This window comes from Streptomyces sp. SUK 48 (assembly GCF_009650765.1).
Taxonomy (GTDB): Bacteria; Actinomycetota; Actinomycetes; order Streptomycetales; family Streptomycetaceae; genus Streptomyces.
Window position 1 is genome coordinate 6132029 of the sequence record NZ_CP045740.1, and the last position, 15240, is coordinate 6147268.

The following is a 15240-nucleotide window of genomic DNA, read 5'->3' on the forward strand; positions in this document are numbered from 1 at the left end:
ATACGGACCGGTTCCGGTCCCGGGGCGTCGGCCCCCGTGCGGGTGGAAGAGACCTCCGGCAGTGACAACACATATGTGCTTGCCGTCTCGACATGCCGGAGGTTGCCGTGGAAGTTTCCATGACCCTGTGGGTCCTCACCATCGTGGGCCTGGCCGCCCTGATCGGATTCGACTTCCTCATCGGGCGCAAGCCCCATGAGGTGTCGATCAAAGAAGCGGGCATCTGGACCGTCGTCTGGATCGTCCTGGCCGGCCTCTTCGGCCTCGGCCTGTTCCTCTTCGGCGGCGGACAGCCGGCCGGCGAGTTCTTCGCGGGCTACATCACCGAGAAGTCGCTGAGCGTCGACAACCTCTTCATCTTCGTCCTGATCATGGCGAAGTTCGCGGTTCCCGCCCTCTACCAACGGCGCGTCCTGCTCATCGGCGTTCTCATAGCCCTGGTGCTGCGCGCGGTGTTCATCGCCGCCGGAGCCGCGATCGTCACCAGCTTCTCCTGGGTGTTCTACCTCTTCGGCGCCTTCCTGATATGGACCGCGTGGAAGCTGGTCCAGGAGGCCCGAGCCGACGACGAGGGCGAGGAGGAGTTCGAGGAGAACCGGCTGCTGAAGGCCGCGGAGCGCAGGTTCGGCGTGGCCGACCGGTACCACGGCACCAAGCTGTGGATCCGGCAGAACGGCAAGCGGGTCATGACCCCGATGCTGGTCGTGATGCTCGCCATCGGCACCACCGACCTCCTGTTCGCCCTGGACTCGATCCCCGCCATCTTCGGTCTGACCCAGGACCCGTACATCGTCTTCACCGCCAACGCCTTCGCGCTGATGGGTCTGCGCCAGCTGTACTTCCTCCTCGGCGGTCTGCTGAAGAAGCTGGTCCACCTCTCGTACGGCCTGTCGGTCATCCTCGGCTTCATCGGCGTGAAGCTCGTGCTGCACGCCCTGCACGAGTCGGGCGTGCCGGTCCCCGAGATCAGCATCCCGGTCTCGCTCGGCGTGATCTGCACGGTCCTGGTCGTCACCACGGTCACCAGCCTCATGGCCTCCAGGAAGCAGGCGGCCCTCGCGGCGGCCGCCGACAGCGAGGACGCCGGGAAGCGGGAGTCCGTGGACGTCTGACCCCACGGCCCGCACGGCTCGGCAGGGCCGCCATCCACGGAGGGGCCTCCGCGAGCGGAGGCCCCTCCGTGGGACACGATCCAGCACGCGGGGCCCGGCCCGAGCCGGCGCCGGACCCCGAGGGGAAGGGACGGAAGCATCCGGAACGAACAGAATGCGAACCATGTGGCTCTCTGCGACGATCGCGGCATGATCACTTGGCTGCGATCGCTCGCCCGGCGATGGACGATCCCCGTGCCGGTGCTCGCGGTCGTCCTGCTGATCCTCACCTGGCACCGGGCCATGCCGGGTCCCGTCATCGCCCTGGTGACGGTGGTGCTCGCAGGGGCCGTCCTCGCGGCGGTGCACCACGCCGAAGTGATCGCCCACCGCATCGGCGAACCCCTCGGCTCCCTGGTACTGGCCGTCGCCGTCACGGTCATCGAGGTGGCGCTGATCGTCACGCTGATGGCCGACGGCGGCGACAAAAGCTCCACCCTGGCCAGGGACACCGTATTCGCCGCCGTGATGATCACCTGCAACGGCATCGTCGGCATCTGCCTGCTCGTCGCCTCGCTGCGGCACGGCACCGCCGTCTTCAACCCCGAGGGCTCCGGCGCCGCGCTCGCGACGGTCGCCACCCTGGCCACGCTGAGCCTGGTGCTGCCGACCTTCACCACCAGCAAGCCGGGACCGGAGTTCTCCTCACTCCAGCTGACCTTCGCCGCGCTGTCCTCGCTGATCCTCTACGGCCTGTTCGTGACCACCCAGACGGTGCGGCACCGGGACTACTTCCTGCCCATCACCCGGCAGGGGGAAGTCATCAACGCCGAGGACCACGCCAGCCCCCCGTCCAAGCGCACCGCCCTGATCAGCCTCGGCATGCTCGGCCTGGCGCTGATCGGCGTCGTCGGCCTGGCCAAGGGCGTGTCACCCGCCATCGAGTCGGGGGTGGCGGCCGCGGGCCTGCGCCAGGCCGTCGTCGGTGTGATCATCGCTCTGCTCGTGCTGCTTCCCGAGACCATCGCCGCGTTGCGTGCCGCCCGCCGGGACCGGGTGCAGACCAGTCTCAACCTCGCGCTCGGCTCGGCGATGGCCAGCATCGGACTGACCATCCCGGCGGTGGCGCTGGCCTCCCTCTGGCTGCCGGGGCCGCTCGTCCTCGGCCTCGACCCCGTCCATATGCTGCTGCTCGCGCTCACGGTGGTGGTCGCCTCCCTGACCGTGGTGCCGGGCCGGGCCACCCCCTTGCAGGGCGGTGTCCACCTGGTGCTGTTCGCGGCCTACCTGGAACTCGCGATCAACCCCTGACCGGGCCGGCCACCGTCTCCACCGCCGGCACCGGCGCCGGGTGCGTCTCCGGCAGCAGCGCGAAGCAGCCCACGCTGAGCAGCGCCATACCGGTCAGATAGCCGCCCACGCCCCACGGGACGCGCCCGCCGCCCTGCGCGAGCGCCGTGGCCACGATCGGGGTGAGCGCGCCGCCGAGCACCCCGCCGAGGTTGTAGCCCACCGCGGCGCCCGTGCAGCGCACCCGGGCGTCGAACAGCTCCGGCAGATAGGCGGAGACCACCGAGAACACCGTGACGAAGGCGAGCAGCGCGCCCAGCATCCCGAGGAACATGAGCACCGGATCGCCGGTCGCCAGCAGCGAGACCATGGGCAGCATCCACAGCGCGCAGGCCGTACATCCGGTCACGCACATCGGCCGGCGTCCGTACCGGTCACCGAGCAGCGCCGCGGCGGGGATGAGCGGGGCCTGCACGAGCACCGCCGCCATGACGCAGGTCAGCATGACGTTCCGGCTCACGTCGAGCCGCTCCGTCGCGTACGACAGCGACCAGGTCGTCACCGCGTAGAACACCGCGTACCCGGCGGACAGCGCCCCCGCGGCCAGCAGCACCAGCCGTCTGTGGTGCCGTACGACCTCCATGAAGGGCACGCGCGCGTGGTCGTCGAGCTCCAGGAACCGGGGGCTCTCGGCGAGCGACGAGCGCAGCCACAGCCCCGCCAGCGCGGGCACCGCCGCCGCCCAGAACGGCACCCGCCAGCCCCACCGCGCGAACTGCGCGTCGGAGAGCCCGGTGGACAGCGCCAGCATCGCCCCGTTGGCGAGCACGAAACCGATCGCGGGCCCCAGCTGCGGAATGCTCGACCACAGGGCGCGCCGTCCGGCGGGCGCGTGCTCGACGGTGAGCAGGACGGCCCCGCCCCACTCGCCGCCCAGCCCGAGCCCTTGCAGAAACCGCAGCAGCAGGAGCAGCACGGGCGCGGCCACACCGATCGAGGCGTACGAGGGCACACAGCCCACCGCGATCGTGGAGGCGCTGGTGAGCAGCAGCGAGGCGATGAGCACCGGCCGCCGACCGCGCCGGTCCCCGAGGTGCCCGAACAGCACCGATCCCAGCGGCCTGGCCACGAAACCCACGCCGAACGTCGCGAACGCCGCCAGCGTCCCGGTGGCCGGCGAGAACGAGGGGAAGAACAGCGGCCCCAGGACCAGCGCGGCCGCGGTCCCGTAGGCGTAGAAGTCGTAGAACTCGACCGCGGTGCCGGCGAGCGAGGCGGCGGCCAGGCGCGGCAGAGAGGCGGTGGTGACAGCGCGTACGTCGTGCATGGTGCGTCAACTACCCACTGTGATCACGGATTACGGGGGCGTACAGGGGTGACCGAGTGGCCGAAGCGCGCGCCCGGGGCGAGTGGGGACGAGGCCGGAGCGCACGCCGGAGCCGTGATAGACCGGGATCGAGCGGCGGTCGCGGACGCACCGCCCCGAACGACCGGAGGAACCGTGCCCCGCACCCTGGCCAACGCCCCGATCATGATCCTCAACGGGCCCAACCTGAACCTGCTGGGCCGGCGCCAGCCGGAGATCTACGGCAGGGAGACCCTCGCCGACGTCGAGGCACTGTGCGCCGAGGCGGCGGCGAGGCACGGCGGCACGACCGACTTCCGGCAGTCCAACCACGAGGGCGAACTGGTCGACTGGATCCACGAGGCGCGCCTGGGTCACTGCGGCATCGTCATCAACCCCGGCGCCTACTCCCACACGTCGGTGGCGATCCTGGACGCGCTCAACACCTGCGACGGCATGCCCGTCCTGGAGGTGCACATCTCCAACATCCACCGGCGCGAGACGTTCCGGCACCACTCGTACGTCTCCCTGCGCGCCGACGGCGTGATCGCGGGCTGTGGCGTGCAGGGCTACGCGTTCGGCGTCGAGCGCGTCGTGGCACTCCTGGGCGCAACGCGAGCCGACGCGTAGTCCCCGCGCCGCGCGGGGCCCCGCGGCGGTCCTACAGGCGGCCGGCCTCGACGATCCGCCGCAGGAAGCGCCGGGTGCGTTCCTGCTGCGGATCCCCGAACACCTGCTCGGCTGTGCCGTGTTCGAGGACGACCCCGCCGTCCAGGAAGCACACCTGGTCGGCGACGTCCCGCGCGAAGCCCATCTCATGGGTGGCCAGCACCATGGTCATGCCTTCGTCCTTCAGCCCCCGGACCACCTCCAGCACCTCGCCCACCAGTTCGGGGTCGAGCGCGGCCGTGATCTCGTCCAGTAGCAACAGCCGGGGCCGCACGGCGAGGGCCCGTACGATCGCCACCCGCTGCTGCTGGCCGCCACTGAGCCGGTCCGGATAGGCGTCCGCCTTACCGGCCAGCCCGAGGCGCTCCAGCAGTCCTCTGGCCCGCTCCTCGGCCTCGGCGCGGGAGACGCCGTGCACCCGCCGCGGGGCGAGCGTGATGTTGTCCAGCACGCTCATGTGCGGGAAGAGGTTGTACGCCTGGAAGACCACGCCGATCCGACGCCGCACCGCGTCCTGGTCGGCCCGGGGATCGGTGATCTCCTCGCCGTCCAGCCAGATCGCGCCGTCGTCGATCTCCTCCAGGAGGTTGGCGCACCGCAGCAGCGTCGACTTCCCGGACCCGGAGGCGCCGATCAGCGCGGTCACCGTGTGCGGGGCGACCTCCAGACCGACGTCCCGCAGGACAGCCGAGCCGCCGAAGGTCTTGCGGACCGACTCCATGCGCAGCACCGGCGCGTCGCTCATAGGGATCCTCCCTGTTCCCGCCGCCGGTCAAGGCGGGCCGTCACCCAGTCCGTGAAGCGGGTCATCGGAATGGTCAGCGCCACGAACACGAGGCCCGCCACGATATACGGCGTGTAGTTCAGGCTGCGGCCCACGATGATGTCGGCCGCCCGTACGGCGTCCACCGCGCCGCCGATCGACACCAGGCCGGTGTCCTTCTGGAGCGACACCAGGTCGTTGAGCAGCGGCGGCACCTGCCGGCGCACCGCCTGGGGCAGCACCACGTAGCGCAGGGCCTGGCGGTTGGTCAGGCCCAGCGAGCGGGCCGCCGCGCGCTGGGAGGGGTGGATCGACTCGATGCCGGCCCGGAACACCTCGGCGACGTACGCCGAGTACGTCAGGGTCAGCGCCGTGCCGCCGAGCAGCACCGGATCGACCGTCACCCCCTGGAGCCGCAGCGCGGGTACGCCGAGGACCACGATCATCAGATTGATGATCAGTGGCAGCCCGCGGAAGAAGTCGGTGTACGCCGCCGCCAGTACCCGCAGCGGGAAGAACACCGGGCCGCGCAGGGTGCGCGCGATCGCGATCAGCATGCCGAGGACCAGGACGGTGACACCGCAGATCAGCAGCAGGCGGACGTTCAGCCACAGCCCTTCGAGGACCTTCGGGAGCGCCTCGCGCGCGTACTGGGCGCTGAAGAACGTCTCCTTGGTGCGCGGCCAGCCGGGCGCGTCGACCACGACCAGGTAGAGCACGGCGGCGGTGACCAGGGTGGACAGCGCCGCGACGGCCGTCGCGCGGCGGGCCCGGGTCCGCTTGTGGCGTTCGCGCTCCAGCCGCCGTGCGGAGGGGACGTAGCCGTCGCCGGGCATGCCGTCCTCGTCGTCGGCTCCCTCCCGCGCGGACTCGCCCTTGGTGACGGTCACTTGAGCACCGGGGCGCCGACGGCGTCGGACAGCCATCGCTGGTCGAGCCGCGCCAGGGTGCCGTCCTTGCGCAGGGCGTCGACGGCGCCGCTCACGCACGGGGTCAGCGCGCTGCCCTTGTCGAGCACCAGGCCGAACTGCTCGGGCGTGCCGCCCTGGTTCTCGAACTGGCCGACGATCTCGGCGCTCGTCACCTCGGCGGAGGTGATGTAGAACGCGGTCGGCAGATCGGTGACGACGGCGTCGACCTGGCCGTTCTTCAGGGCGGACTTGGCCTGGTCGTTCTTGGCGTAGACGGCGGGGTCCTGCTTGGGCTTCACCACGCCGGTGATGTAGTCGAGACTCGTGGTGCCCACCTGGGCGCCCAGTTTGAGGCCGCGCAGGTCCGCGATGCTCCTCGCCTTCGCGGCCTTGCTCCCCTTGAGCGCGATGACGGCCTGGCGCACGTCGTAGTAGCCGGAGGAGAAGTCGACGGCCTTTTTGCGTTCGGTGCTGATCGAAACCTGGTTGATGTCGAAGTCGAAGGTCTTCACGCCGGGCGCGAACGCCTTGTTGAAGGGCACGCTCTGCCAGACCACCTTGTCCTTGCCGTACCCGAGCTGCCCGGCCACGGCGTAGGCGACCGCGGATTCGAAGCCCTTGCCGTCGGTGGGCTTGTCGTCCTTGAACCACGGCTCGTAGGCGGGTTCGTCCGTCGCGATGGTCAGTTTCCCGGACGTCTTGGTGGCCAGCTTGCCCTTGGCGCAGCTCGCGGCGGCCGAACCGGGCGCGGTGGCCGACGACTTCGCCTCGGGCTGCGGGGCGCAGCCGACGGCGGTGGCGAGCAGGGCGAGGGCGGCGGCCGCTGCCGCGCGGCGCACTGGGCGAGGGGCGAGGTGCATGGCGGGAGAGTGGCAGCGAACTCGGCGTTTGTCGAGGTCACGACCATTTTTGTCCGCATAGTGGGAGCGGGTGTTGCGGCTGTGTGAACGCGAACCGGGGCGGTGGTGCCCCGGCCCGGGCCGCCGGCCCAGGGCAGGGTGGGCAGACCGGCGGCCCTGCCGCTCGGGAGCCGTCATCCCGGGCGGGGCTGCGACCAGTTGACCGCGGGTCGCCGGTTCGGGGGAGCGTGCGGGGGCACCGGGCGCGTGCGAAACGTTCACACGGGGCGCGCGGAACGGCGTCCACGCCGGGCGCACGGGGCGGTCGTACACGCTGGTCGTACGTGCCGGGCGTACGGCATCTCCCTTATGGGCGGCCGGGGTTCACCACCCGCGCGTGCGCCACTCCGGCAGATGCGGGCGTTCGGCGCCGAGCGTGGTGTCGTCGCCGTGCCCCGGATAGACCCAGGTCTCGTCCGGCAGCGTGTCGAAGATCTTCGTCTCCACGTCGTGGATCAGGCTGGCGAACGCCTCCGGGTCCTTGTGCGTGTTGCCGACGCCGCCCGGGAAGAGGCAGTCGCCGGTGAAGACGTGCGGATGGCCGTGCGGGTCGTCGTAGACCAGCGCGATGGAGCCCGGCGTGTGCCCGACGAGGTGGCGCGCGGTGAGTTCCACCTGTCCCACCCGGATGACGTCGCCGTCGTCCACGAGCACGTCGGTGGCCACCGGGATGCCCGGCGCGTCCTCGCGTCCGGCGTGCGTGCGCGCGCCCGTGGCGGCCACGACCTCGGCGAGCGCCTGCCAGTGGTCGCCGTGCTGGTGGGTGGTGACGACGGACGCGATGCCGTCGTCCCCGATCATCCCCAGGAGTGTCCGCGGCTCGCTCGCGGCGTCGATCAGAAGCTGCTCGTCGGTGGCCCGGCAGCGCAGCAGATAGGCGTTGTTGTCCATCGGCCCGACCGCGATCTTCGTGATCATCAGGTCCTTGAGCTCATGCACATCCGCCGGCCCGCCGACCCTGACCTCGCCCGTGTACGTCATGGTGATCAGCCTATGCCGTTCGCGGTGACGGCGACGCCCCACCGGCACAAGCGGTCCGAAGCGCGGAACTCCTCACCTGATGACGCGGATATCCGGCAGCACGGAGGCGTCCCCACCTTCCCGCGCGAGCACCCGCCGGGCGATCTCCCGCGCCCCGCCCGGCGTCCATCGAGATCGAGCGCGATCTCATCGGTCAGGACACCGTGCCGCTCCAGCCACGCCGTCTGCGCCGGAGCGGGCGCGGCGACGACGGTGAGCGCCTCTGTCGGGAGGCGGCGGCGAAACGCGGCATCAGAAGTCCTCACGCCTTGATCGTCACACGCCCCCGAACCGGAGCGCCCACCTCTTCGCCCTCGGCCCTCGTCCGGCATCTTCGTCCGGCGCCGGCGACCGCTCTGCCGTACCCCGGGTTCAAAACCTAGAGCGGCGGGAGCTTCGGCAGGGTGCCGCCCTCCGTCGCCAGGGCGGAGCCGTCGCGGCGGCCGGCGAGCCAGCCGACCAGGTCGGCGAGGGTGCCCGTGACGGTGACCTCGGGCTTGTCCGCGGCCCTTCCCGTGGTCCACTCGTGGGCGCCGTCCGCGACGCGGGTCGCGGGGACGTCGGGGCTGCCGGAGAAGCGCCGGGTCAGGAAGCCGGCCTCGCGCTCCAGGAACTCGGCCGGCAGATCCTCCAGGTCGTACCCGATACCGAGGTCCACATGGTGCAGCTCCACCTCGATCCACCGGCGGAACGGCACCCGGGCCGCGTCGTCGGTGACCCCGTTGCGCAGCTCCACCGTGCGCGTCCAGTCCGCGGGCGCGTCCCCCGCCGCCCGGAACCGCTCCGCGGTCTCGCGCAGGTCGGCGAGCTGGACCTCCAGGGGACGCGCGGCGCCGTTGTCGATGTCGGCGTCCCGTGCCTCGGCGCTCGCGTACATGGGCCGGCCCTCGAGGACGTTCACGAGCGCGTCCGCGTTCCGGGCGAGGTGGGCGAGGACATGGCCGCGGCTCCAGCCGGGAAGCCGTGACGACTCGGCGAGTGAGGCGTTGTCCAGTTGTGCGACCGCGTTGAGCAGCCGCTCGGTCGCGTCACGTACACATGCCAGGTCATGAGCGTGATCAATCATGGGCCCGACCCTAGCCCCGCCACACGTTCGGGTGAAGCTGGTGAAGCTCGTCCGTTATTCGAATGCGCGTGCTATATGGTCGAAGGCGGCGTCGGGCATGCTGGAAGGCCGGGGGTTGTTATGCAACCGAGCAATCCGACCGGCGTTGTCAGTGGCTCCCCCTAGTGTGAAGAAGCACGGGGGCTTCGCCCCTGTCACTTCTCCCAAGAAAGGTGCGGACCGGCGTGGCCGACCGTCTCATCGTCCGTGGCGCGCGCGAGCACAACCTGAAGAATGTCTCGCTCGACCTGCCTCGTGACTCGCTCATCGTCTTCACGGGCCTGTCCGGGTCGGGCAAGTCCTCCCTGGCATTCGACACGATCTTCGCCGAGGGCCAGCGGCGCTACGTGGAGTCGCTCTCCTCGTACGCACGGCAGTTCCTCGGACAGATGGACAAGCCGGACGTCGACTTCATCGAGGGCCTGTCCCCGGCGGTCTCCATCGACCAGAAGTCGACCTCGCGCAACCCCCGATCGACCGTCGGCACCATCACCGAGGTCTACGACTACCTGCGTCTGCTCTTCGCGCGCATCGGCAAGCCGCACTGCCCCGAGTGCGGCCGCCCGATCTCGCGCCAGTCGCCGCAGGCCATCGTGGACAAGGTCCTGGAGCTGCCGGAGGGGAGCCGCTTCCAGGTGCTCTCGCCGCTGGTGCGCGAGCGCAAGGGCGAGTTCGTCGATCTCTTCTCCGACCTCCAGACCAAGGGCTACTCCCGCGCGCGGGTGGACGGCCAGACCATCCAGCTGTCCGAACCGCCGACCCTGAAGAAGCAGGAGAAGCACACCATCGAGGTGGTCGTGGACCGCCTCACGGTGAAGGACTCCGCCAAGCGCCGCCTCACCGACTCCGTGGAGACCGCCCTCGGTCTGTCCGGCGGCATGGTCGTGCTCGACTTCGTGGACCTCCCCGAGGACGACCCCGAGCGCGAGCGCATGTACTCGGAGCACCTGTACTGCGCGTACGACGACCTGTCCTTCGAGGAGCTGGAGCCCCGCTCCTTCTCCTTCAACTCGCCCTTCGGCGCGTGCCCCGAGTGCACCGGCATCGGCACCCGCATGGAGGTCGACCCCGAGCTGATCGTCCCGGACCCCGACAAGTCCCTGGACGAAGGCGCCATCCACCCCTGGTCGCACGGACACACCAAGGACTACTTCGGCCGCCTGATCGGTGCCCTCGCCGACGCGCTCGGATTCCGTACCGACATCCCCTTCGCGGGCCTGCCGCAGCGCGCCAGGAAGGCCCTGCTGCACGGCCACAAGACCCAGATCGAGGTGCGCTACCGCAACCGGTACGGCCGCGAGCGGGTCTACACCACGCCCTTCGAGGGCGCGGTCCCCTTCGTCAAGCGCCGGCACAGCGAGGCCGAGAGCGACGCCAGCCGCGAGCGCTTCGAGGGCTACATGCGCGAGGTGCCCTGCCCCTCCTGCGAAGGCACCCGCCTGAAGCCGATCGTCCTCGCCGTCAGCGTCATGGGGAAGTCGATCGCCGAGGTCTCGGCGATGTCCATCAGCGACTGCGCCGAGTTCCTGGGCGAGCTGAAGCTGAGCGCCCGCGACAAGAAGATCGCCGAACGCGTGCTGAAGGAGGTCAACGAGCGACTGCGCTTCCTGGTCGACGTCGGCCTGGACTACCTCTCGCTCAACCGTGCGGCCGGCACCCTCTCCGGCGGCGAGGCCCAGCGCATCCGCCTGGCCACCCAGATCGGCTCCGGCCTGGTCGGCGTCCTGTACGTGCTGGACGAGCCCTCCATCGGCCTGCACCAGCGCGACAACCACCGGCTGATCGAGACCCTGGTCCGGCTGCGCGACATGGGCAACACGCTCATCGTCGTGGAGCACGACGAGGACACCATCAAGGTCGCCGACTGGGTGGTGGACATCGGCCCCGGCGCCGGTGAGCACGGCGGCAAGGTGGTGCACAGCGGTTCCCTGAAGGAACTGCTCGCCAACACCGAGTCGCAGACGGGCGCCTACCTCTCCGGACGCAAGGCCATCCCGCTGCCGGACATCCGGCGCCCCCGCGATCCCTCGCGCCAACTCACCGTGCACGGCGCCCGCGAGAACAACCTCCAGGACATCGACGTGTCCTTCCCGCTGGGCGTGTTCACGGCCGTCACAGGCGTGTCGGGATCCGGCAAGTCCACCCTGGTCAACGACATCCTGTACACCCACCTGGCACGCGAGCTGAACGGCGCGCGCACCGTCCCGGGCCGCCACACGCGCGTGGCCGGCGACGACCTGGTGGACAAGGTCGTCCATGTCGACCAGTCGCCGATCGGCCGCACCCCGCGGTCCAACCCGGCGACCTACACCGGCGTCTTCGACCACGTCCGCCGCCTGTTCGCCGAGACCACCGAGGCCAAGGTCCGCGGCTACCAGCCCGGACGCTTCTCCTTCAACGTCAAGGGCGGCCGCTGCGAGAACTGCGCGGGCGACGGCACCATCAAGATCGAGATGAACTTCCTCCCGGACGTCTACGTCCCGTGCGAGGTCTGCCACGGCGCCCGGTACAACCGGGAGACCCTGGAGGTCCACTACAAGGGCAAGTCCATCGCCGAGGTGCTGAACATGCCGATCGAGGAGGCCATGCACTTCTTCGAGGCGGTCCCGGCGATCTCGCGCCACCTGAGGACGCTGCACGACGTCGGCCTCGGCTACGTCCGCCTCGGCCAGTCCGCCACCACGCTCTCCGGCGGCGAGGCCCAGCGCGTCAAGCTCGCCAGCGAACTCCAGAAGCGCTCCACCGGACGCACGGTCTACGTGCTGGACGAGCCCACCACCGGTCTGCACTTCGAGGACATCAGCAAGCTGCTGACGGTGCTCGGCGGCCTGGTCGACAAGGGCAACACGGTCATCGTCATCGAGCACAACCTCGACGTGATCAAGACCGCCGACTGGCTCGTGGACATGGGCCCGGAGGGCGGCGCCGGCGGTGGCCTGGTGGTCGCCGAGGGCACGCCCGAGGAGGTCGCCGGGGTCCCGGCCAGCCACACCGGCAAGTTCCTGCGCGAGGTCCTGGGCGCCGACCGGGTCAGCGACGCGGAGCCCGTGAAGGCGCCGCGCGCCACCAGGAAGACGGCCGCGGCCGGGACACCGGCGAAGAAGACGGTGACGGCCGAGGCCAACAACACGGCGACCAAGAAGGCTGCCGCGGCCACGAAGAAGACGGCCGCGACCAAGACGGCCGCGAAGAAGGCGACGCCCGCGAAGAAGACCGCCGCGAAGAAGGCGGCACCCGCGAAGAAGACGACGCGGGCGAGCAAAGCCTGACATCGGGTCAAAAATACGGCGCCCCGCGGGAACTCCCCGCGGGGCGCCGTCCGTTCCACCCTCAGCCGCACGAACCGTCGGCCGTTCCTTGACAAGAGCAGACGGAAAGCGGACGACTCACACAGCGCCCACCTCGTCCGCGAACGGCGGCTCCGCGCCCGCCCGTGAACAGGTGACCGCCGCCGCACGCGCCGCGAAGCGCAGCAGCCGCGCCCAGCCCTCCGCTCCGAGGGCGGCCAGCGCCTCCCGCGACAGCGCGTCCAGAGCGGAAAGTCCGTGCAGCAGCGCCGCGTTGACCGTGTCACCGGCGCCGATGGTGTCCACGACGTCGACCTTCTCGCCGGGCACGGACCACTCCCCGCCGTCCCGGGTGTACGCGGTCAGCCCCTCGCCGCCCCGGGTCACCACCACGGCCGACGGTCCCTCGGCCAGCCACTCGCGCGGCGTCCCGCCCAGCCACGCCGCGTCCTCCGCGGACACCTTCAGCAGCGTCACCGAGGGCAGCCAGCTCGCGAAACGCGCCCGGTAGGCGTCCGCGTCCGGGATCAGTCCCGCCCGGATGTTCGGGTCGAGCGCGGTGAACAGCCCCTGCCCGGCCGCCTCGCGCATCAGCTCCGCATAGGCGCTCGCCCCCGGTTCCAGGACGAGCGACAGGGTGCCGAAGGACACCGCGCGGGTGCCCGCGGGGAGCGGGCCGGGCGCGGAGAAGAGACGGTCGGCGGTGCCGTCGACATGGAAGGAGTACGACGCCGAGCCGCCGCCGTCGAGCGTGGCCACCGCGAGGGTCGTCGGCTCCGGCCCGCGCTGCACGCCCGCGACCTCCACCCCGGCCCGCCGGAGCCCGTCGAGCAGGGCCTCGCCGAAGGCGTCGTACGACGTCCGGGAGCAGAAGGCGGTGGGGGAGCCGAGGCGGCCGAGGGCCAGGGCGGTGTTGTACGGGCCGCCGCCGGGCGCCGGTTTCAGGGCCGCGAGGGCGCCGGGGCCCTGCGGTACCAGGTCGATCAGTGCCTCACCGGCGACGACGATCACGAGGTGGTTCCCTTCTCGGACGGGGGCTCGGGCAGGGGTTCGGGCACGGAGGACGGCACAGTGCCCGAGGTCGCCCCGGGCCGCGCGGGTTCCTCCGGGCAGCCGCAGGACGTGCGGTGGACGAACGCGCAGGGCAGCCGCACGGTCCGGGACGGCCGGGTGGGCTCGGTCAGGCGTTCCAGGAGCAGTCGTACGGCCAGGGCGCCCAGTTCCCGGCCGGGCTGGGCGACGGCGGTGAGCCGGGGCGAGAAGAGGTCGGCCCAGGGGAAGTCGTCGAAGCAGCACAGGGCGATGTCGCCGGGCACGGACAGGCCGTGTCGGCGCAGGGTGCGCAGGGCGCCGAGGGTCATCGCGTTGTTGGCGGTGACGAGCGCGGTGGGCGGATCGGGGAGGGCGAGCAGGGCGGCGGTGGCCCGCTCGGCACCGGCGGACTCGGAGTTGCCGGGCACCAGGAGACGGTCGTCGGGCGCGAGGCCCGCGGCGGCGAGACCGTCCAGATAGCCGGTGACGCGCTCACGGGTCGTACTGAGCCCCGGCAGCCCGGCGATCAGGCCGATCCGGCGGTGCCCCAGCCCGGCGAGATGGGTGACGAGACGGGCGGTCGGCTCGGCGCTCTCCGCGCAGACCTGATCGAAGAACGGAGCGCCCGCGGCCGGGTCCGTCCCCTCGCCGCATCCGGGCGGGTCGATCAGCCGGTCCAGGAACACGGTCGGTACGGCATGACGGCCGAGGTAGCCGACCAGCTCGCCCGGCCGCGCCGACGGGGCGACGATCATGCCGTCCACCCGGCGCTCATGGAGGAGTTGCGCGACCTCGCGCTCATGAAGGGGGTCGTCGTGCGGATCGGCGAGGAGCAGCCCGTAACCGGCATCGAGGGCGGCGGTCTCGACGCCCTGGAGGATCTCGGTGAAGTACGGATTGCTGATCGCCGACACCGCGAGTCCGATGGAGCGGGTGCGCGCGGTCACCAAGGAACGGGCCAGGGTGTTGGGGGTGTAGCCGAGGACGTCCACGGCGTCCAGGACGGCCCGACGGGTGCCGGGCGAGACCGGGCGGGTGCCGTTGAGGACATGGGAGACGGTCGCCACGGAGACTCCGGCGCTCCGCGCGACGTCCGCCATGGTGGCCATCGTGCTCCCCTCCTCGCCGCCCGCCGTCGGGCGCTCGGCGGGGAACGTACCCCATCGGCAGACCCCGCGTAAACGCTTGCGCAAACGTTTACGTGCCCGATCCCGCCGTACGGTACGCGCCGTGCCGCGCTCTGCCGGCACCCCGTCCCCGCGCACCGCACCCCGCCCCGGGAGCGGATTCCCGCCCCGGTATCGTCGCCGTGTACACCCCTTGACTAGTGGAGTCCGAGATGCCTGCGCGTCCTTCCGCGAGCCGTCGTACCGTCCTTCGAGGAGCCGCCGTGGTCCCGGTCGCCGGGCTCGGTGTGGCCGCGTGCTCCGGGCCGGGCGGCGGCGGATCGGCCGCCACCCCGACCGCGCCGGTGGACCTCGGCGCCGAGGGCGATGTCGCCAAGGGCGGCGCCAAGCTCTACAAGGACCACAACGTGGTGGTCAGCCGGGACAAGAGCGGCGCGCTGAAGGCGTACAGCACGGTCTGCACGCACGCCGGGTGCCCGATCAACAAGCTCCAGGGCACGACCCTGATCTGTCCCTGCCACGGCAGCGAGTTCGACGCCGTGACCGGCAAGGTGGTCCAGTCGCCGGCCACCGAGCCGCTGGCCGAGCTGTCGGTGAAGACGGAGAACGGCAGGATCGTCGCCGGCCCGGCCGCCTGATCCCGGCGCGCTGTTCCGTCCCCACCGCCCTGCCCGCGTCGTCCGGCATCAGCGGTCGGATCG

General features: G+C 71.2%; 13 protein-coding genes. 5 read left to right on the forward strand and 8 right to left on the reverse strand.

The features are described 5' to 3' along the window. Positions 1-107 precede the first annotated feature (107 nt). Both GHR20_RS27085 and GHR20_RS27090 read left to right on the forward strand, forming a co-directional pair. Positions 108-1112, forward strand: a complete 1005-nt coding sequence (locus GHR20_RS27085) for a TerC family protein (RefSeq protein WP_153814646.1) — start codon at positions 108-110, stop codon at positions 1110-1112. Positions 1113-1301: 189 nt separating this feature from the next. Further along, the gene (locus tag GHR20_RS27090; protein ID WP_153814647.1) at positions 1302-2402 is read left to right on the forward strand and encodes an ionic transporter y4hA; all 1101 of its coding nucleotides are present in this window, start codon (positions 1302-1304) and stop codon (positions 2400-2402) included. On the opposite strand, the gene GHR20_RS27095 is transcribed toward GHR20_RS27090, so the two are convergent. Continuing rightward, entirely contained in the window at positions 2392-3708 is a 1317-nt protein-coding gene (locus GHR20_RS27095; protein ID WP_181516117.1) for an MFS transporter, read from the reverse strand. The genes GHR20_RS27090 and GHR20_RS27095 overlap by 11 nt on opposite strands. A 174-nt stretch (positions 3709-3882) precedes the next feature. Between GHR20_RS27095 and aroQ the strand changes: the two genes are divergently transcribed. Beyond that, positions 3883-4356 (forward strand): type II 3-dehydroquinate dehydratase, encoded by a 474-nt coding sequence (aroQ, locus tag GHR20_RS27100; protein WP_153814648.1) that lies wholly within the window; start codon positions 3883-3885, stop codon positions 4354-4356. A gap of 31 nt (positions 4357-4387) precedes the next feature. Here aroQ and GHR20_RS27105 read toward each other — a convergent pair whose 3' ends face one another. From GHR20_RS27105 to GHR20_RS27125, 5 genes are all read right to left on the reverse strand, one after another. Beyond that, positions 4388-5140 carry an amino acid ABC transporter ATP-binding protein gene (locus GHR20_RS27105; RefSeq protein ID WP_153814649.1) on the reverse strand — a complete coding sequence of 251 codons (753 nt, stop codon included), beginning with the start codon at positions 5138-5140 and terminating at the stop codon, positions 4388-4390. Beyond that, positions 5137-6048 carry an amino acid ABC transporter permease gene (locus GHR20_RS27110; RefSeq protein ID WP_153814650.1) on the reverse strand — a complete coding sequence of 304 codons (912 nt, stop codon included), beginning with the start codon at positions 6046-6048 and terminating at the stop codon, positions 5137-5139. Before GHR20_RS27110 ends, GHR20_RS27105 begins: the two co-directional genes overlap by 4 nt. Next, positions 6045-6929 (reverse strand): ABC transporter substrate-binding protein, encoded by an 885-nt coding sequence (locus tag GHR20_RS27115; RefSeq protein WP_153814651.1) that lies wholly within the window; start codon positions 6927-6929, stop codon positions 6045-6047. The genes GHR20_RS27110 and GHR20_RS27115 overlap by 4 nt, the downstream gene beginning before the upstream one ends. Before the next feature lie 363 nt (positions 6930-7292). Then, the gene (locus GHR20_RS27120; protein WP_153814652.1) at positions 7293-7949 is read right to left on the reverse strand and encodes an MBL fold metallo-hydrolase; all 657 of its coding nucleotides are present in this window, start codon (positions 7947-7949) and stop codon (positions 7293-7295) included. Positions 7950-8367: 418 nt separating this feature from the next. Further along, positions 8368-9054 (reverse strand): maleylpyruvate isomerase family mycothiol-dependent enzyme, encoded by a 687-nt coding sequence (locus GHR20_RS27125; RefSeq protein WP_153814653.1) that lies wholly within the window; start codon positions 9052-9054, stop codon positions 8368-8370. A gap of 224 nt (positions 9055-9278) precedes the next feature. Between GHR20_RS27125 and uvrA the strand changes: the two genes are divergently transcribed. Next, positions 9279-12362: an excinuclease ABC subunit UvrA gene (gene uvrA / locus GHR20_RS27130; RefSeq protein ID WP_153814654.1), complete on the forward strand. Its 3084-nt coding sequence runs from the start codon at positions 9279-9281 to the stop codon at positions 12360-12362. A gap of 117 nt (positions 12363-12479) precedes the next feature. On the opposite strand, the gene GHR20_RS27135 is transcribed toward uvrA, so the two are convergent. Beyond that, positions 12480-13391, reverse strand: a complete 912-nt coding sequence (locus GHR20_RS27135; protein WP_153814655.1) for a carbohydrate kinase — start codon at positions 13389-13391, stop codon at positions 12480-12482. Beyond that, complete coding sequence (locus tag GHR20_RS27140; protein WP_153814656.1) at positions 13388-14521, reverse strand: LacI family DNA-binding transcriptional regulator; 1134 nt, start codon at positions 14519-14521, stop codon at positions 13388-13390. The genes GHR20_RS27135 and GHR20_RS27140 overlap by 4 nt, the downstream gene beginning before the upstream one ends. Positions 14522-14751: 230 nt before the next feature. Between GHR20_RS27140 and GHR20_RS27145 the strand changes: the two genes are divergently transcribed. Then, positions 14752-15177, forward strand: coding sequence for a Rieske (2Fe-2S) protein (locus GHR20_RS27145; protein WP_153814657.1), 426 nt, complete (start codon positions 14752-14754; stop codon positions 15175-15177). Positions 15178-15240 lie beyond the last annotated feature (63 nt).